Source organism: Vibrio splendidus, from assembly GCF_024347615.1.
GTDB lineage: Bacteria > Pseudomonadota > Gammaproteobacteria > Enterobacterales > Vibrionaceae > Vibrio > Vibrio splendidus.
Window position 1 is genome coordinate 1687659 of record NZ_AP025508.1, and the last position, 19320, is coordinate 1706978.

General features: G+C 41.6%; 15 protein-coding genes. 3 read left to right on the forward strand and 12 right to left on the reverse strand.

Features of this window, described 5'->3' with window-relative positions; genetic code table 11:
- Positions 1 to 68 precede the first annotated feature (68 nt).
- Positions 69 to 1448, reverse strand: a complete 1380-nt coding sequence (locus OCU90_RS07515; RefSeq protein WP_061026027.1) for a DEAD/DEAH box helicase — start codon at positions 1446 to 1448, stop codon at positions 69 to 71.
- Positions 1442 to 1972 carry a hypothetical protein gene (locus tag OCU90_RS07520; RefSeq protein WP_061026026.1) on the reverse strand — a complete coding sequence of 177 codons (531 nt, stop codon included), beginning with the start codon at positions 1970 to 1972 and terminating at the stop codon, positions 1442 to 1444. Before OCU90_RS07520 ends, OCU90_RS07515 begins: the two co-directional genes overlap by 7 nt.
- Positions 1973 to 2075: 103 nt before the next feature.
- Here OCU90_RS07520 and OCU90_RS07525 point away from each other — a divergent pair, with 103 nt between their 5' ends.
- A complete protein-coding gene (locus OCU90_RS07525) occupies positions 2076 to 2390 on the forward strand; it encodes a helix-turn-helix domain-containing protein (protein ID WP_061026023.1) in 315 nt (104 codons plus the stop codon).
- A gap of 338 nt (positions 2391 to 2728) precedes the next feature.
- On the opposite strand, the gene OCU90_RS07530 is transcribed toward OCU90_RS07525, so the two are convergent.
- From OCU90_RS07530 to OCU90_RS07545, 4 genes are all read right to left on the reverse strand, one after another.
- Positions 2729 to 3055 carry a hypothetical protein gene (locus OCU90_RS07530; RefSeq protein ID WP_061026021.1) on the reverse strand — a complete coding sequence of 109 codons (327 nt, stop codon included), beginning with the start codon at positions 3053 to 3055 and terminating at the stop codon, positions 2729 to 2731.
- A 577-nt stretch (positions 3056 to 3632) separates the two neighbouring features.
- Positions 3633 to 4145 carry a hypothetical protein gene (locus tag OCU90_RS07535; protein ID WP_061026018.1) on the reverse strand — a complete coding sequence of 171 codons (513 nt, stop codon included), beginning with the start codon at positions 4143 to 4145 and terminating at the stop codon, positions 3633 to 3635.
- Complete coding sequence (locus OCU90_RS07540; RefSeq protein WP_061026016.1) at positions 4135 to 4383, reverse strand: hypothetical protein; 249 nt, start codon at positions 4381 to 4383, stop codon at positions 4135 to 4137. The genes OCU90_RS07535 and OCU90_RS07540 overlap by 11 nt, the downstream gene beginning before the upstream one ends.
- Positions 4384 to 4839: 456 nt before the next feature.
- Positions 4840 to 6336, reverse strand: a complete 1497-nt coding sequence (locus OCU90_RS07545) for a KAP family P-loop NTPase fold protein (RefSeq protein WP_061026013.1) — start codon at positions 6334 to 6336, stop codon at positions 4840 to 4842.
- 516 nt (positions 6337 to 6852) lie between these two features.
- Between OCU90_RS07545 and OCU90_RS07550 the strand changes: the two genes are divergently transcribed.
- The gene (locus tag OCU90_RS07550) at positions 6853 to 9726 is read left to right on the forward strand and encodes a UvrD-helicase domain-containing protein (protein ID WP_061026011.1); all 2874 of its coding nucleotides are present in this window, start codon (positions 6853 to 6855) and stop codon (positions 9724 to 9726) included.
- Positions 9727 to 9948: 222 nt separating this feature from the next.
- Here OCU90_RS07550 and OCU90_RS07555 read toward each other — a convergent pair whose 3' ends face one another.
- The 3 genes from OCU90_RS07555 to OCU90_RS07565 form a co-directional block, all read right to left on the reverse strand.
- Positions 9949 to 11397, reverse strand: a complete 1449-nt coding sequence (locus OCU90_RS07555; protein ID WP_061026008.1) for a UvrD-helicase domain-containing protein — start codon at positions 11395 to 11397, stop codon at positions 9949 to 9951.
- Complete coding sequence (locus OCU90_RS07560; RefSeq protein WP_061026006.1) at positions 11394 to 13103, reverse strand: ATP-dependent nuclease; 1710 nt, start codon at positions 13101 to 13103, stop codon at positions 11394 to 11396. The genes OCU90_RS07555 and OCU90_RS07560 overlap by 4 nt, the downstream gene beginning before the upstream one ends.
- A 178-nt stretch (positions 13104 to 13281) precedes the next feature.
- Positions 13282 to 14235 (reverse strand): hypothetical protein, encoded by a 954-nt coding sequence (locus OCU90_RS07565; protein WP_099426177.1) that lies wholly within the window; start codon positions 14233 to 14235, stop codon positions 13282 to 13284.
- Positions 14236 to 14619: 384 nt separating this feature from the next.
- Here OCU90_RS07565 and OCU90_RS07570 point away from each other — a divergent pair, with 384 nt between their 5' ends.
- Positions 14620 to 16137 (forward strand): ISNCY family transposase, encoded by a 1518-nt coding sequence (locus OCU90_RS07570; RefSeq protein ID WP_081090036.1) that lies wholly within the window; start codon positions 14620 to 14622, stop codon positions 16135 to 16137.
- 109 nt (positions 16138 to 16246) lie between these two features.
- Here the strand turns inward: OCU90_RS07570 and OCU90_RS07575 are convergent, their stop codons facing one another.
- From OCU90_RS07575 to OCU90_RS07585, 3 genes are read right to left on the reverse strand one after another with little or no spacing between them, the layout of a single operon-like run.
- Positions 16247 to 18412, reverse strand: a complete 2166-nt coding sequence (locus OCU90_RS07575) for an AAA family ATPase (RefSeq protein ID WP_061026072.1) — start codon at positions 18410 to 18412, stop codon at positions 16247 to 16249.
- Positions 18409 to 18846 carry a VPA1267 family protein gene (locus tag OCU90_RS07580; RefSeq protein WP_061026075.1) on the reverse strand — a complete coding sequence of 146 codons (438 nt, stop codon included), beginning with the start codon at positions 18844 to 18846 and terminating at the stop codon, positions 18409 to 18411. Before OCU90_RS07580 ends, OCU90_RS07575 begins: the two co-directional genes overlap by 4 nt.
- Before the next feature lie 42 nt (positions 18847 to 18888).
- A complete protein-coding gene (locus tag OCU90_RS07585) occupies positions 18889 to 19311 on the reverse strand; it encodes a hypothetical protein (protein ID WP_061026077.1) in 423 nt (140 codons plus the stop codon).
- Between the last annotated feature and the right edge of the window lie 9 nt (positions 19312 to 19320).

The following is a 19320-nucleotide window of genomic DNA, read 5'->3' on the forward strand; positions in this document are numbered from 1 at the left end:
CTGCAAAGTAATTCATTCTGGCCTCCCCAATGTGCCTTTAGTGAAAATGTAGCCTATGGTTTCTTCAATTACATGGAAGAGAAAGCCGAGATCACTCTCTGCTTAAATGCCCCAAGTCGAAGCTCATCAAACATTCCTAATGCTCCATAGAGACTATTTGAACTTTCTGTACTGCTTTCCCAAGATACTGTTGTTCTCGCGCTGTTTTGGGGCTCAAGCGGAGGCGCGACACTTAAGCTATTTCGTCGACCAGAGAACTCTGTTTCGATAGGTTTCCCCATACTTACATAGAGACGAGACTCAGGAATATCCTGTTCAATCCTTTCAGAAAACTCAATCAGGCTTTGCTCTGCAAAAGTGAATAACCACGCTTGTTGGTTTATTGTATTATTCACACGAAGTATTCGTCCGAGCACCTGCCTGAAATACAATTCAGTTTTGACTGAACTCATATGGCAACATACTTGAAGGCGCGGAATATCAGTACCCTCACTGATCATACCTACACTAACAATCCATTGTGCGTCGCTTTGTCGATAACGCTCTATTTCTGCTAGCGGCTCTTCATGTCGATAAGTGACGATAGAAACGGTTTGCCCAAACTTTTGAGATAGTATCTCTTTGATTGTTTGCGCATGTTGAACCGAAGCTGCAACAATCAGCCCACCGGCATTGGGTGATCTGAGACGTACTTTTTCTAGCTGCTCACATCCTAAACCGAGTAGATATTCCATCGCCTCTTGGTTGTGAATAACACTCTGGTAGGATGCTTTTGTCTGTTTAAGCATCTCTAATATTGATGAAAAGGATTCGACTTTTTCTCTACTACTAACAGACAAGTGTTCATTATCAACCAAGACGATTTTGGGCGTTCTACAAACACCATCAGCTATAGCTTGTTTAAGAGTGTATTGGTAATCGACAAGAAGCTGTCCGTCTGGGTCGCTGTACTCACCCATCACAATGGGTAAAGAGTCTGAACGCCACGGTGTACCTGAAAGTGCGAGGGTAAAAGTAGCAAGCCCTTGAATCTTAGTGAGAACTTGCTGCCCCCAAATGTTCGCATTTTCAACCTCAGAGCCAGAGCAATGGTGTATTTCATCAAAGACAACAAAGACCCTGTGATTCCGCAATGTTTGCCAAAATTCGTCATTGAGGAATTGGATAGATTGGTATGTTAAAGATTGCCCGACAGATCCCATGCCACCATTAAACGTACACTTAAGTCTCGACGAAAAGGTTCTTTTTATACCATCAGAAACCGTCAACGATGGTGAGAAGCACAATACAAGGTCTACCATGTCACTTTGTAACAACCTTGACGCAATATTAGCGGCAAGCACTGTCTTACCTGCTCCAGGTGTAGCTTGGCAAAAGAAATGGGAGCAGTTGGATTGATATTTTTTCAACGCTCTGTCAGAGCATTCACTTTGCCACTTCCTTAACACTGTTCATTTCCTTCATAGAGAGTATTAAGAACCTTTGTTAAAACGTTCACTTTTCCGAGCAATAAAGCGGCGCGCTCTTTAGCCTCTTGATGCAAAGGGGCCAGTTTATTCTCTAGCTCAGGAAATCGAGATACGATCGACTGATACTCGTCAATCTCCCCAAGTATTATTTCCAATTCGCCCTTATATTCGTTACGTTCATTGCTTAAAATGGAATAGTTTTGAATGGGTACTTTAGGCTTCATATCCGCTTGGTTATTCGTTGTTACATTGTTATGTAACTCTTTAAATTGTTGCGTTTGAAAGTAGCGTTTTTTCCGGCCTGAGCCCTCACTTCGCAACCAACTTTTCTTTTCAAAGTGAAAAATTGCTCGGTACACCTTTTTGTGAGCTTCGGCAGAATTGGAGTCCACATTATCAAGGGATAGCCACAAATCTCTCGCTTCTAGCACGGTGAATCCATCTAACCCATTTTCTATCAATAACTTGTGCATGACAGCACTAATTCTTCGAGCCCGTTTCATTTCCAAAATTACACCAACCAAAAACTAAGGATTGCTTAGTATACAGAAATCCATAAAACTAAGAAAATCTTAGTTAACTTGAGATCAGAGAAATGAAATCTAAGTGTCATTTAAAAACCCAATCCCAGAGCGACTCAAACAAGCTCGAAAAAAAGCAAAGCTCTCTCAAAAATCCCTGGGAGAAAGCATAGGTATGGATGCAAGTTCAGCAAGCCCTCGAATGAATCAATACGAGAAAGGCAAGCACGCCCCAGATGTTCAAACCTTAAAGCTAATCGCCGATGAGCTTGGTGTGCCGCTCAATTATTTCTTCTGTGAAGATGAAAGCTCTGCTGAACTGGCGTGCATGATCTATGAAATGACAGAGAGCGAAAGAAAGAAACTTATTGCAGCACTGAGCCAGAAGAAAGACTTATAATAAGAGAGTTTACTTTAAGTAATACTGATGTTGCTTATGGCGGGAGAGTGAAGTAACGGCAAATTCAAAAGTTATGAACAAAGCTCTGGGTTTAGGTATGCTTATTAAGAACTTAACAGGTAGGTTATGTGAGGTAAGTGATTCCAGCCTGATTTTAAGTAATAACGTAGTGATAGCGTCTTATGCTATCCAAATTGTCTATGAGGTTCGTATCTATGCAGTTTCTGGACATTTCCGTGTTTAGTTATGTACTAATTTAGCTTCACACGGATAACTTTTCGTATTGAAAAATCACTTAGTGAGTTGTCCAGTATTGCTGGAGCAGATCAATTCCGCACCTATTGGTAAATATTACAACCCGTTTGCTGGAAAATTAACTTGGTAACTTCTGGTTTTGATTTTGTGTTAGGTTTAAGTAATTGGAACATGTCCACATTACCCATTGCATACCCACCACCATAAGTCATGGCACCTAGAACTTTATCTTGCCCTTCACTTCTATCGAGGGCAGATGCTAGCTTTGTTTGATCAACTTTTATGGAAGCGATTTTAGCTAAGCCCGCACACATTCCAATTTTGCTATTGTGGTCAAAAGCAGGCGTAGAGGCTATAGAAGAGAATGAGAGCCCAAGTAAAATAGGCGAGATTAAGGCACTAGGTTTCATTACTATCCCTACAATTTTAGTATCGTACCGGCACGAATTGATGTATTTAGCATATCTCAAGAACCTTACCTAGCCAACTGAAAAGCATACATAATGCAGTTCAAATCCAATTTCTAGTTGAAAACCGTGCAAGCACACATTGCTTCCGATTCAAGGCTCGTTATCAGTCAAAAACTTCCCTTTAGTTCTCTACTATTCAATGGCCTAGAACTAGTTGAACAAAATATTCGTGCGTAACTGTTATTGAAAGTCAGTCTGTTGTGGACTAGAAAATTTAGCTACGTTGTTGGAACTCTAGGCATGAGGAAAAGTAAGTCAAATAGCAGGGCTTGAACTTGCGCTCAACTCTCTTCCTAACGCGCAATGGGGCACTTTCGAGCTAGAAAGTGCCACGGGTAAGTTGTGATCACGGGTAAGATTCAGACTAAGAAGGTGCTGGATATGTTCGTGCCAGTAAATCTGCTAATGAAGCTATTGGCGGATTAGTTGATGCATGGACAAGATAACGTCGCCAGCATAGACGCAGCATTTCAGCTTCCTGTTGATTGGCCTTATTAGTATTATTCTGGACAAAGGATTATGAGTTAAACGCATTGATTCTACTCTGCAAATCTTCATGGACCTCTTGTGCATTCGTAACTAAAAAGTTGCTACAGTTAATCATTCCATTTTGAGCATCAGCCTTAACCAATGACCTCATATTTGATTTGATTTTGTTAAATGTGCCTGGCTCATATTTTTCCTGAAGTGAGTCGAGTAAATGACTGATTCTTGGCTCAAAATCTTTGCCGTACACTGAAACCAGATATGGGAATACTTCTTCGTCAAGTATAGGACGACCAGTGATTTCTTCGCCGATACCTACAGCGTAGACAAGGCTTTCCCAAGTAATCACAGAGAATTTGTTCTCATATGTTTTTTCAATTAAGGATATTTGTGGTTTTAAGAAAAAACTACCTTTTTCAATAACCTTTTCAATTGGAACCATGCCCCCTTTTAGGGCTACTACAGCACCGCGAAGAACGCCAAAAAGCAATGAAATTGGTAATAATATTAGCGTTAAAATTACGGTAAATATTCTAGTGATCATTTGTTACCTCATCAGATAATTCACTGTACAGGAAGTCCACATGCTTTTTATTAACAGTCAAGACATTCCCCGTTAGTAACATCATATCGATAAGATCTATTAGTTCTTGCTTGAAGTCATCGGGCACATCATCAGGGCTTACCCCTCTCAATAGAGTATTTAGTTCTTTATTTTCCTCTTCGAAGAACTCATCTTTATCCTTGACTAAGCTCATTAGAGCATTCAAATCATTTTTCATGTCGTATTCCTATATACTATGAAACTTAGACAATAACATTTAATGGTACGACATCTCAAATGTAACTGACACTAAAAGTGCAAAGTTCAGTACACACTATTTTTTATTGGGTAGAGCCTTGGCCTATAACATAGCATTCCAGGAAAATGAGAAATCGCACTAACTCATTCCCTTTATCGATGTTGCGAACAACCTGTAACGCATTGATATGTTGGGATAAATTTCAGGGTATGCCGACAAGATAAGAAGTGCCAGAATTATAACTAGGTTGTTTTCGAGCACTTTGTGACAACGCTCATTAATCCTGCCCAGACGTTGATTATCTAAGTTGTCTTCAATGCTCTGGGGGCACTAGTTTTTGTATCGCAAAATTTTTGGCTCACCATATGTGCCCTGTGGAAGAAACATGTAATGGGGCATACCTGAGCTAGCCATATCAACTACCCCTTAAGCTTACTATTCGTCAAAAGAAACAGCGTATTCTACCCAGTCTATATAATCACTTTTCTTGGCTGCTAGCCCTAGAAAGTTTAATTGAATATAGTTCTTTTCACCTGCATCGTAGTCGTCTCCTCTAGAGTTTGCACGTAAGGATCGCTCTTCAGAACTCTTATCACCATACGATTTAAATGAGCTGTACTTATCCATGCAATACAACATCTCATACAAGCTGAAATCCACTGCTTCCGTATCTTCAATCGCTACAAAGTACCCCGAGTTGCCACGATGTAAGGGTAAGGATGTTTTATCTAAGCCAGCACTCTCCATTACTTTTTGGAGTGTTGTTGCGTTAATATCAGACCCTACCCAACATTCATACACACTATAGTGTTTGTCCCTTAGCGCAAACAACGTTAGGAGTAAGTACGGGTTCATCGACTTATCAGCACTACTAAGTACCGCTAAAAACTTATCAGCTAACTGTTCTGTATCTCTTAAAGACAAGTTAAATCTACCCGCAACTATGGATATTAGATTCCATAAGTTTCCGCCCACCTCAATAGCAGGGGCATAGCTATTCCAACTAGGTTTTATCGCATAATCCTCACCAATCATATTCTTAACAAACTCATATCTCGACTTAGAAATCGGTAGAGAGTAGCGTCGACGAAAAAATCGTCCGAGGTATGTTTGCGCATCGAATCCTTCACCGTAAACAGCCTTAACCGCGTGTTGTAGTTGCGCAGTATCCGTCGCCACAACAAAAACAATATCCTCCAGCTCAAAGAAGTGCTTAATTACCTCTAGCATCTCGACAGCGTAACTTGGGCGGCAGCGGTCTAACTCATCGATAAATACAAACGCAGGTATCTGTAGGTTCTTCTTTGGGTCGATAGCTTTAATTAGAGATTTGATGTCTTCACGAAGATATTCGACGGTCTTTAACTTCTCGTTGTGGTCATCAACTAAACACTTGGCTAGTGCCGCACCAGCTTCACCGCTCAAGTTATATAGGTCTGTGTTCAACGAGTCGTTGTCATCCTTTGGGTTAATCTCGTCGATGTTCATACCCGTAGCTTTCTTAATTAAGCCTTTAGCTAGTAGTGGTGCTGCAGCCTTAAAGAAACGAGTAGCTTTATTTTTCAGCGCTATCGCCTTCTGATTCCCATCAGGTAGGTGTACTTCAAGAGCGTTAATAATAGACGAGATAACCGTCAACATAGGGTCGTCTGAATAGTCCTGCTTCCATGCATCGACATACACAACAGGATGCTTTTCTTTGATGCTATCTATCCAACGATTGATGAAATAGGTCTTTCCTGCTCCCCACTGTGCGTTCAGATTAAGAACGTAACCATTCTGTGATGAGTTATCGACAAGGTAGCCATGTAGAAATTTAGCGTACTTACCTCTGTGTAACGTATCTATAGGGAAAAGCTCTATTGGATTTCCTTCACTGTCTTCACCTAGTACGGGTTCTTTCCAATCAAAATTAATATCGCCACCTGCCATCTGTAAACCACCAACTTTTTAATAACTTAGTCGACACATACTAAAGAAGATGAATATATTTACTATGACAATGATTGGATAATAAGAACTTAACAGCATTACAGTATGACCGTCGTGGCACGTCAAATCTGGCCTTGCAGTTTAGGGCCTTGATATTAGATTTAATAGTGAAGAATCAACTTACTTTCATTAGTACATAGCGCGGTTGTAGCTCGTCTTGGGGCATAGGTGTTCTAGAGGTCATCTGCTTGCTCTCGTGTGTCACGATCCTCGGTGAAGCAGGCCTCTTTATCGAACTGTGACAAACCCCAGCATATGAGCGCCGTATAATAAATGACCATCTTAACTCAACCATTACACGGTTAGCCATAGTGATGAATCTAGTTTAATAAAGTAGTCCTCAGCCAACCTTAAAATCAATTCAGTGCTTAACCACGCTCAAAGACAACTCATCAACAATTACCGTACAATGGTTGCAACTTTCGAAATACATCAACTTTAAACTGGCTGCGTACAATGATTTTGTGGACTCTTACTTCTAACCCAATTGCCCGTCTCTTTAACAAAGAGATCGAGGTTATAGTAGATGACAATGGAATTCGTGTTATTGAAAGAGGGAATGAAGTGCGTTTTGATTGGCATCACCTCGATTGTCCACCGCATCTCACTCTTTCAATAGACGGCGGGTGTTTGGCTTTGCTATCACGCGGTCAAACATATCGCTATCGAATGCTGGGCTATCTAACTCCTTATCAGTATTCAAAAGAACTGTTTCCATTGTGGGCAAATCAAAGTGCGGAGCGCTTGCAAGACTTCCTAAATGATGCCTACAAAAAATGTACATCTAGTTTCCTTAGAGATTCTTCAATTGAACAAATTCAGTCGGTTGTGAGTCTTGAAATAAAGCGTTGGAAAGGCTGGAAAAAGGTACAAGGTCTTTCAGAACTGGCAAAGAAAACGGCATCACAACTTACTAACATCCAAAACTGGGATGCTTCGGATATAGATAAGATACGCAATCGTTATGTCGCAAAACAACTTGCTCAATTTGAATCGTTCTTTGATGGTGTTGAATCGAATCCTCTGACAAATAAGCAGAGAATTGCTTGTGTGACTGATAACGACAATAACCTTCTACTTGCTGGTGCTGGCACGGGTAAAACAAGTGTCATGGTCGGAAGAACAGGTTATCTAGTTAACAGCGGCCAAGCTAGATCAAATGATATTTTGTTGCTTGCTTATGGACGTATTGCCGCCCAGGAGATGGATGAAAGAATCAAGGATAAATTAGGCTTCGATGATGTGAAAGCGAGTACATTTCACAGTCTAGGCGTGAAGATTATCTCTGCTGTTGAGGGTAAAGCACCGAGCTTGTCCAAGCTCGAAGATAGTGCCAAAGTTAAAGCCAAATGGATGAATGATGAAATCGAGAAATTGATGCTCGATAGTCTCTACAAAAAAAACTTACTCGATTATTTCAGTTCATATTACTACGTCGATAAAAACCCTTGGGATTTTGAATCTCAAGGAGCACATCTTAAGTATCTAAATGATAACGACATCCGCTCAATGAGGGGAGAGCAAGTTAAAAGCTATGGTGAGCTAGTGATTGCGAACTGGTTGTTGCGTAAGGGCATCAACTATGAATATGAAGCTAAATATCGATTTGATGTTGCAACCAGTGAATATCGTCAGTATGAACCAGATTTCTACCTTCCTGATTATGATATTTACATCGAATATTATGGCACCGATGAAAACGGAAACACGGCCCCTTATGTTGATAAGGAGAGTTATCACGCAAGTATCAAGTGGAAACGGGAAACCCACAAGAAATATCAGACGGGTTATGTGGAGGTGTTCTACCATCAACATAAAAACGGAAAACTACTTACCGCGCTAGAAAAAGAACTGATTAAGCGCGGCGTAGAAACACAACCTGTATCTGATAACGCTCTGTTAGCTAACTTGGAGCAGCTAGGTCAAGTGACAGAATTAGCGAAACTGCTTGGAGCGTTAGTTGATATGTACAAAGCAGCGTGTCTGGATGAAGATGGTATAAACAAAATCATCAAAGAGTCGATAGATTCTAGACAAACAGCTAAAGCACTCGAACTATTAATGCCGTTATATCACAACTATGAAAAGTACCTTCGAGACCATCAAGTCATAGATTTTAACGATATGATCGGTAAAGCTTTACAGTATGTTCAAACAGGTCAATTCCTGTCTCCTTGGAAGTACCTGCTGGTAGATGAATTCCAAGATATTTCAGAACCGAGGGCTAGGCTTGTTAAGGCACTACGTGATAGTTACCTTGGTTCATCATTGTTTTGTGTTGGTGATGATTGGCAAGCAATATACCGCTTTAGCGGAGCCGATGTACGACTTACTACAGAGTTTTCCAACTACTTCGGTTCAACTTCTGAAACTACGCTGGATATGACGTTTAGATTTAACAACTCTATTGGGGACGTAGCGACTCGATTCGTCACTCAAAACCCAGTTCAGTTGAACAAAAAGATCAACTCACTAGTCCATGTGAATACTCCTGCGGTAAGTATTGTTCGCCAAGGCAGTGATGAGGTTGGATTATCTGCGCTAGAAAAGACGCTTTCTTCAATATCAAACCAAGTACTGGCGTCCAAGAAGGCGAGTAAGAATAAGGTCTATTTTCTTGCTCGTTACTGGTATCAACTTCCTGATTTGCATCAATTAAGAACCCTAAAACATAAATTTCCTACTTTGGAAATTGAAAACCAATCGTTCCATGCTTCAAAAGGAAAAGAAGCCGAATATGTCATAGTAATGGGGTTGAGCTCGGGAAAGCATGGATTTCCATCTCAAAAACAAACCCCACCGCTTATGGATGCACTGTTACCGCAAGGAGATAAGTTTGAACATGCCGAAGAGCGTCGTTTGTTCTATGTTGCTCTAACCCGAGCAAAACACCGTGCTTATCTACTCGTTGATATGATGGATGCTAGTGAGTTTGTAACAGAGTTGGTTCAAGAAAGATATCCAGTGGAAACTAATGAATTTGATGCTTCACTTATTCAGCAGCAAGCTGAAAAGATTTCATGTCACCAATGCGGTGAGGGCACATTAAGGTTGAAAGTAGGGCAATATGGCAAATTTATGTCTTGTTCTCTCTACCCTAGATGCAAAAACAAAGAGACACCTTGCATCAAGTGTGGAAGCCCAATGAGTCGAGATATCAAAAGTGGTCTTCAAGTATGTATAGATGAAAGCTGTAGTGATGAGCGTCCATTGTGTCAGAATTGTGGCAGTGAAATGAAGCTCTGGAAAGGAAAATACAGCGACTTCTGGGGGTGTTCTACTTACCGTAAAGGGATGGATGGCTCCTGTTCATATAAGCTGAAAGGGTAACCCTGAGAATGAACTAGACATTGATTGGCACGCTAATCGAGCAATTATAGATAGAATTAATCTTTACGTAGATCTTTCTGCATGAAATGTTGCGTCGTTTAGCTAAATTTTGGACAATTCTGTATTAGAGACCTCCCTAAATTAGCAATTCATGAATAACTAAAGGTATGGAAAATCTGGACAAAGCAGATTTTTGGCAATTATCTTTGGTTAATACTATGTTCACTCTAATTTTTTCTTTGTTTTGTGGTTTGGATGATTTGGGTTTAACACTTCAAACCCAATAGATTCAAGGCTTTTAACAATGTCATCGTGGTTGTATTTGTTGCCAAGTAAATCCATGTCTACTGCAACAACAAGCTCTGACTCAGCCCTCGTTAATGCAACGTAAACTATATTCCAAGTCTTGTTGAACTTGGTTACAGCATCTTGCATTAAGCATTTGAAAATCGCTGGTGTTAAGACTAATACACAGACCTTAGACTCTAAGCCCTTAGTGCGCTGGATGCTGCTTATTGTGTACTTAGCCGAGTTGTCCTTGGATGAACTATATTGCTCAGCAGTTCGACAAAGATTTTTAAACAACTCTTTTTCATACGGGATTTCGAGCTTGGCAAGAAATTTACGTATGGAACTGTTGTTGTCATTTTTGGACAGCAAAGATGCAAAGAAACGCTGTAATGAATATATGACCACCCCTTCTTCGTATTCGGGGAATTTTACTGTAAGTAGCTCTTCTACCTCAGGGTCAAATTCGGGTAGTGATCCTGCTTGTTTAGTTGAGTAGTTACCTTCTTTTCTGAAGATGCTAACTAAACTCCCACTCTCAATGTGATGGCTAAGTACAGTGTCATAATGGTCATCTTCTGTAGTGATGAATGTGAGGCGTCCTTCGACTTCAGACAAGCTCATCTGCTCTTGCCCTTTGGGGCAGAAGGTATTTGATAGATCAAGAATCCTCTGTGGAACTCTACGAGATGTCGTGATGTTCGGCAGCACTTTTACTTTTTTGTTGGCTTTGTTTTTTGCTAACCAACCTTTGAAATCTTTCGGATAATCAATTGCTTGCTTGGGATCGCCTACCATGTAAATATCAGCAGAGTTCTCGCCGATTTTTTGAAAAGCTTTAAGAGCGGTTTCGTCTAGATCCTGAGCTTCATCAAGGAAAATCTTGTCAATCGCACTGCTTAGGAGTTTATGAACTTTCCTAACTTTAGATTTCTTCTTCTGGCTGTTGTGTTTTGAATAGTTTTCATCGACAACTCTCCATGCAGCAGAATATGTTTCATCGACATGTATTACCCCAATTTTCTTTAGCCTTGAAATGGTGCTCTTGGCTTCTCTTTGTTTTTTCTCAGCAGACTTTCCAGCAGGAAAGTTTGAAAACGTTTTGCATTGTGAAGAGGTAGTGTGTACTTCATTTAAAACAAAAGGAGAGTAAGGGTAAATGACCTCATTCAATAGAAACGTGTGAACTGTGCAAACTACGATATTGTCTGGCAAGTATCCTAATTGTCTGATAATCGCCTGAGAAATGTTCTGCGTGGCATTGTTGGTATAAGTAATCGCAAAGATTTTCTTATGCGATGTTGAGTCGTAGTGCGCAATGATCTTCTCAGCCAGACTATGAGTCTTACCTGCGCCAGCTCCAGCTATCTGAATCTCAATCATTTCATGAAATCCAAGGCTTCTTGAATGTGTTTGGGTAACGAGATCGGATCTTTGTTCTCTTCATCTAAGATGGAGTCAGCTATCCTGAGCATCCTTTCAGCTTTGCTTTTCTTCAGGTACTCAGCCATATCACTAGAGGTTTTGCACTTCTTCTTGAAAAGTGCGTTCAGGCGGCCAAGGTTTCCATCAGCCTCCGCAAGATCATCTTCGAGCGTATATTTGGTAGTGGTTCTTACTCGAATATTGTCGTTATCAGTATCATACTTTTGATGCTTATCTTTGGTTGAGTCATTGTCATCATAATCTCGAATTATGCTTAACTTCTTCTTAGTATTGCCTTTGTTGACTTGTAGCCAAACGTCCATGAAAGTTGTAAAGCCCGTTTGCTCAATAGATATAACTTCAAGACTGCTAACATTTTCGTTATTGCGATAGAGGATAGCGTTAATCAGCATCTCTTCCGTAGTGCCTTCAACGAGAACGGTCTTATTGCTCAGCAGTAATTTTAGAATGTCGAAGTTTGGTCGCTTACGAAGGTAGTTAGTAAGATGTTTCTTACTATCAATTAGGTGGATCGCATTATTTCCAGATAGGACGATCACGTTGGTTAGCTCAAGTTTATTGATGACCAGTGGACTATGGGAGCTAATTAGCGTTTGTAGAGACGAGCCGCCTTTTTGTGTGCTTTTGTATATAAAGTCAGTTGCGAAGCGGAGGTTGTTGACGCTGAGGTGTGCTTCAGGTTCTTCGATACAGCATAGGTTGAGTGCATTCTTGTTGCCGCTAAAGAACTCAAATAATAGGTAGATGTACACGAGGTTACGATATCCAAGACCACGCTGATACAGATAGCTTTCACCCGACTTCAGAGTAATGTTGGATAGGATGCTTTTTAAATTAGGCAGGTTCGGGATACATTCAAGCTTATCAACAACCTCGTCGAAGAAGTTCTCGAAGTCTGGATCAGGTGTAACGATTTTTGTGAATGTCTCGGTGTTTTCGATTGCATCGAAAAAAGAAGTGTATGCGCTGTTAATCTTGGCTTTGTCGGAATCTTCGAGAGCTGAAATCAACATCTTGGTCAGGATGTCGTTTGATTTCTGAGTGTTACTTTCGGCAAAGTCATCACGCTCAGCGTTGATCGAGTTGATGCCTATAAGTCTTAAATCAGAATAGCTAACCCTTAACCCATTGTTGCTTTGTGTTATGTCGTAATCGTACAGCTCAATTGGCAGGTTGAACCAGCGTGTATCTTTTATGTCCCCGATACCGTCAAGTAGCTCCTTGGCAGCCTTAACAAATTGCTCTGTATCTTTGGGCTTGAAGTCGTAACGAATCTTGTAGCTATCGTCGGCTTCTTCTCCGATTATCCACTTGCCAATAACGCCTTCTTCAATAATGTTCTTTGGCTCAGTAAACTCGACCTCAACTCGAACCTTAGGAATCAGAAGCTTGATCTCATCTTCGTCGTTACCGTTGATGATCGCTTGGTAAAACTCTTTAATTGCTTCGCGGTTGATATCCGATACCGAGAGCCGTTTCTTATTGAAGCTAATGTCATTGTTGTTAAGTGGCAAGGCAAGAGCATCGAATAGGTTAGTTTTACCTGCTTCGTTTTCACCAATAATTACGCTTAGTGGTGAAAATTTGATCTCGAAGTTTTTGAAGGCTCGATAGTTTTCAATTTCGACTGTACGAATGTACATTTATCTTCCATGTAGTAATTGTTTGTTATCATTTTCATAAAGTTAACATCAAACAATGTAGGCTGAAACAAACTTAGACGAAAAAATAGCCCTTCATCAAAGCCATTGTGCTATATGGACTTAACCCCAAGGCTTGAACTGAAGCCGCCATGCGTTGGGAACCTGTCTTAACGCTTTCTTATAATGCAAGTTTCACCATATCTGATTTATCACCATTAAACCCAATATCAACCTTGCCACTATGGATACCACTGTCAGACATAGATATATAAAGGTTCATTTTTTGTAAACTAAGTCCTTGCTCTAATGAAAGCCACTTGCCGATTACCTCTGACTTAGCTGTTATTGGTTGTTTTAGTACATTGCTAGTCATTATATCATTCAGTCCCGCAGCACTAAGGTCAACTAGACTAACCAATTCACGATGCCATTTAACATCTACAGCACCTTGAGTACAGAAATTAATAAAATCGTATCCACTAGACATATAGAGTGGTAACACCCTATCTAACAACTTTAGAAAGTCCTTTCGGATTTTTTCATTTCCTGAGGGATAGAAATCATCCTCATTGTCTGACATCCAAAAAATCGGCTTATCGCTTGGTAACACCGATGCCGTCAAAAAAGAAAATATGTGGGCAATACGCAGCGCTGTTTCAATACTCTGTTTAGGTAAATGAAGAAAACCACCATCCTCTAGCGATTGCTTCAAGTAGTTTTTGCTTCCCCTTTGGTCTTCTGAAAATAGCGTGTTTATCTTTTTATCTACTACTACATTCACAAGCAAACCTGGCAACAAATTATTAGAGTGACGCAAGGCGTCCTGAGCTACTGCAAGCATTTTAGGGTTATGACCCATTTTTTTGAACGATAACTCACCACGGTTTAAACCTCGTACCATGCGTGACTTTTCTACTGCTGCATAGTAGTTCCCTACAAAGTCCAAGGGAGTGAAGAGAAAACTATAAATATGATATTTACCATTAGTCTTTCCTGAGTAATCCGAATACACAGCAAATGATTTGAATGGCGCAGTGTCAAAAACTTTGTCGTACTGCTGAATACAACCATCTAAAACAATGCCTAGTGCGTTCCCCTCTGCTATTGGTAGACTCGGGATATTCTTATACATACTCGATACTCCAATTGCCTCATAATGCTAATTATGACGGTCAATAGCCGTCTTTCACTCACTTGTTCACAAATCAATACCTTATCACCAATTCAAAGGAATTAGTCGGCTAAGATGGGCATAATTTCTAAGTGAGCGAAATTCGCATAACTTTTTGTAGTGTAAATTTACGTTAACTAGATATGAATGAGTAAAAGCACTAACGCATAAAGGGGCATAAACGAGTTTTAAATACCTACTGCAACAATGTGATCACCAAGCGATTCTGTCGTATCGTAACTACCAAGCGACTTTGTCATTCGCTTAATTACCGAGGGAAATTGACGGTCTCTATTTTTACGTAATCCTTTGACTAGTGCTACGAATTAGTCAGGGGTGTATAGGATGATCGTTATGGATACTCAATCTCAGCTTACCGTGGATATCATCGCAAAAGTTGCTCTCGGTAAAATCTCAATTACTAATGCCTCTAAGCTCCTCAAGAAGTCTCGCAGAACCATCGAACGTTATCTCAGGCGATATCGCTCTGATGGTATCCGATTTGTGGTTCATGGCAACACAGGAAGGGCACCCGCTAATAAAATCCCCATTACCTTAAAGCAACAAGTTCAAGCTCTTATAAAGACCAAGTATTACGACTTTAACATGCTTCATCTCGCCGATATGTTAGAGGTATTTGAAGGTATCAAAGTAAAACGGGAGACGCTTCGTACCTGGGCACATGAAATCCATCATGTAAAACGAGCCAAACATCGACGTTCTAAGGTAAGAAGACGACGTGAGCGTATGGAAGCCGAAGGCTTAATGCTGCAAATGGACGGCAGTCCGCACCTTTGGTTCGGTGATAAAAAATCCTGTCTTATCGCCATGATTGATGATGCAACCAGTGAGGTTCATGCGGAGTTTTTTCCTTCAGAAACCACCGAAGGATGCCTCAAAGTAATGAAAACTTATATCAAGAAAAAAGGTCTTTTTAAGACTCTGTATGTCGATAGAGCTGGCATCTTCGGTGGACCAAAACGTTGCCACTTCTCCCAGATGCAACGAGCCTGTGAAGAGCTGGGTATAGAAATTATTTTTGCCAATTCGCCTCAAGGCAAGGGTCGCATCGAACGTGCCTTTGATACGTTCCAAGATCGTCTAGTCCCTGAGTTAAGGCTGGCTGGGGTTACTGATATGATCAGTGCAAATAACTACCTACAAAATACCTTCATCCCTGAGTATTGGGCAACGACCCTCACAGTCAACGCCAAATTAATGCGCTCTGAGCATACACCCGTTCCGAAGTACCTCAACATTGACGCGATATGTATTCAAAAAGAATATCGAAAAATCCGTCGAGATCATACCTTCAGTTACGCCAACGCAATGTATCAAATCACCTCCCCATTACGGCACTCTATCGTGAGTCAACAAGTCGAATTACGTAAGCAACTTGATGGTGGTTTTACGGCTTACTTTGCTGACCGAGAGTTATCGATTAAAGAGCTTACTGAGCCTAGCTCTAGGAAAGAATACGGAGAAGAGGTTCAGAAAAAGATCGAGGCTATAGAGCTTGCCAATGAGTTAGGGAATGTTAGAGAAGCGGCCCGACAAAGCGGTTGTTCTGTCAAAAGCATTCACAACAACCGTCAATTGCTTGAAGCCCATGGCCCACTTGCTTTGAAACGTCTGTATGGTCAATCACACAACAATAATCGCATCGATGAAAAGACTCGAAATATCGTCATCTCATTAACACTCAAATCGCCTCACCTAACCTCTATTAGGATAAGTGGTGAGATGAGAAAGCGTTTTAACATCTCGATTAGTCACTCAACAGTAAGGAACATCTGGCTTGAAGAAAAGCTGAATACAAGAGAGTTACGGGAGGCACGTGCCGAGGAATCAATTATCGAATAGAAACTAATCTGCAATAGTGGACTACTATGAATAGAGCAGCGACAGAATCCTTCGGTATTTAGACCGTCAACCTCCCTCGGTAATCACAAATACCTACTGCAACAAAATACTACTGCAACAGCTTTTCCAGGTAACTGTTCCTCTTATGAGAGTGGCTAAGTGCTTCGGTAATCTGCTTCATTTCCTTGCTACTACCGACAATATGAATTTCACTTTCAGCCCTCGTAATTGCAGTATAGAGCCAAGCTCTATCAACTATTCTTCCTTTTTGCAGGGCGATAATGATGCGCGGGAACTGTGATCCTTGAGCTTTGTGCAAGGTGATTGCATAACCCAACTCCATGCAGTCTAGAACGGTTTGTGTTACCTCGACCTTTTCACCCGTATCCAGTGTTACTTCACCGTAACTGTCACCAGAAGGCTTGACGCTGGTTAGAGTGCCAAGAGAGCCGTTCTGAATGCCTTTCTCGTAATGATTCTGCGTGAATAAAACCGCATCATTCAAGCTAAGTGGTAGAAAGAACTTGTCGCCATTGATTTCGAATTCAAGGCTATCGCTGTTTGGATTGACCGCTTGTTGGGTGAGTTTATTAATTTCTGATACGAGCGCCTTGGTTGGAGCCATGACACGACTGCTTTCAGGGGACTCTTGGTAAAGCTCACAACAGACTTTGGCAATGTCTGTTGTGCTGGTTTCGTGAAAGTGTATTGTCCCCGTGCTTAATTGATCAGGTATCACACCTTGATTGATGAGCATTGAGTATTCAGGGATACCCGTTGAACCTTCCTGTCTCTTGACGATATCCAGCATCGTATTAGCCACCGTTTTTGCTTTAACGATATCTGCCAGTACCTTACCACAGCCGATCGGTGGTAGTTGGTCCGGGTCGCCAGTGAATATCAATCGTACAGAGGGATGAATGTGATTCACAAGGCGATACATCGTCGGCAAGTCAATCATGCTCGCTTCATCAATCACCAGTAGATGATTCGGCTGCTCAACACTTGGCTCAATCGGTTCCTTACGAAGTAACTTAGCAATAGTTGAAGTGATAAAGCCGATTGACTCATGTAGCCTCATTGCAGCGCGACCACTGAGCGCAACCGCGTGTATCTCAAAGCCGAGTTGACGGTAAGCCCTGAGAGCCGTTCTAAGTACCGTTGTCTTGCCAGTCCCAGCACCGCCAGTAATGCAGCTTACAGAGTTGTCCAGGCATGTTATTGCGGCCTCGATTTGCTTGGAGGTTAAGTCATAGGGCAGTTCCGCAGCCGCAGAGCAATAGGCAGCATTGGCGTTTTCATCAAATAAGTCATTTCGCTTAGTCAGTGCATTAAGCCGTTTGGCAACGACACTTTCCATCAGAAGTTGCGCCGTTGGGTGGTAGGCTCCTGTGTCGGGATTTAAAATATACTGAGCTTTATCATGGCCGGATTGGAACGACTGAGTGACCAGTGTTTTGTCTTTCAATAGTTTGTTGAGGTAAGGGCGCACATTGGCATGAGTGGTATAGGTGTGACCTTTTTCAATCTCCTTGCGAATCGCCATTTCCAGAGCCGCGCTGAGCCTTCTTGGGTCATCCTTCGCAACATCGCTCTTAAAATCCGTTGCCTTGATAATATCTTCAATGGCACTGAACGAAAGACCAAAGCCCATCAAAGCATAAGGATTATCCTTAATTACCTCTATAGAGGCTTCACCGTGATGCTTGAGCAGCCGTTGCTGCACACTGGCGGGGATGTTTTGCTCACTCATCCAGTTGCAATGTGCCAGATTTTTATATTTGGCGTACCCCTTAAAGAGCGCTTCCACTGAATCGTCACTCAGAATCGATGTTAGACGCTTTCTAGAGTCTGGGATGTCATTTTGCAGTGTGGCATGGAAGTCTTTACCTAAGAGCTGCCAGAGCGCCCTAGCTTTGCTTTCACCAATACCTTTAAAGTCAGTTTCTCTTGCGATAAAACGAATGAGTTGTTCGCCAGTTTCGGGCAGCATGCATTCAACATGCTTGGGTGATTCATACGTGTGCTGCTGCATGACATAATCACCCATCTCCATATTTTTTATCTGGCGAGCGCCTTTGACTGACCAGTGCTGACCCAGCGTTGGAAGCACAGGGATACTATCGGGGTCGGCTTTGATAGTGACGTAATACTTCCCACTATTAGTTTTGTAAGAGTCTTTCGCCAGCGGTACACCGCTGAATATCACCATCTTGTTCGAGCGATAAGGGATACTGGTGACACGCATTTGGTCTTCATGCAAAGCGCTATTCATCGTGGCATCAACCCCATTTCGGATAAAGTTTCAGATAGCTCACCAAAGCGCTCAAGTCGCTTTTCAAGCTCCTTGACCTTGGCTTTCAATTCAATGTTCTCAGCTTCTAATGACGACACCCGTTTTGAATCGAGCAGCTTTCGATTTGCTGTGTTGTCGTAGGCTTGAGGTTTGCCCTCATTTTTGTTGGCAGCGTCGCTCAACGGTGGCAGGACACCTTTGCCGCGCAGTTTATCTTCTAAGGCTTTGAGCGCTTCTTTGAGGGCAGGGTTTTGGTTTAACGCCGATTTTCCACAGCCGATGCCCTTTGCCACCTCGTTTCGATTAAGCTGACCTCGGAACATGATTTGCTTAAAGTCATCGTCCGTCTGTGTGGCTTTCCACACTTCAAATGCTTCCAAGTTTTGCTGTGCTTTCTGCTGACCACTTGCCATGTTATCTCTCGCTATATCGTAATTCGAGGTTTAGCTCTATTTCTACTTATTGCTGCGCTCAACGTCTTGTAAGGTCTTTTGAAACACATCCATGACACTTGGGTTAGTTTTGCCTATGCTGGATAACTTTTGAATGAAAGCCTGAAGCTTACCAATCTCTGACTGTGCGACCGTAAGTTGCGCTTCCAGCTGTATCACCTTTTCTGCTAAATCCACGTCTTTTTGCAAGTAAGTAAGCAATTCCTTGTTTTCAGGCGAAACAGGCTTGCCCCTTAAGGCTTGCTTTTTCTGTTTGTACTCGTGCTTGATATTGGCGTACTTGTCGAGCGTTTGCCTCGTGGTTGCAATACCTAAGCTGGATTCTACTTTTGTGACTAATAAATCCCATGTTAACTTGCCTTCCCAGCTTCGAATAAGGGCCTGTATGGAAATTTGTTGGTCGGTTTCTAGTGATTTAAGTGCCATATTGTTTAC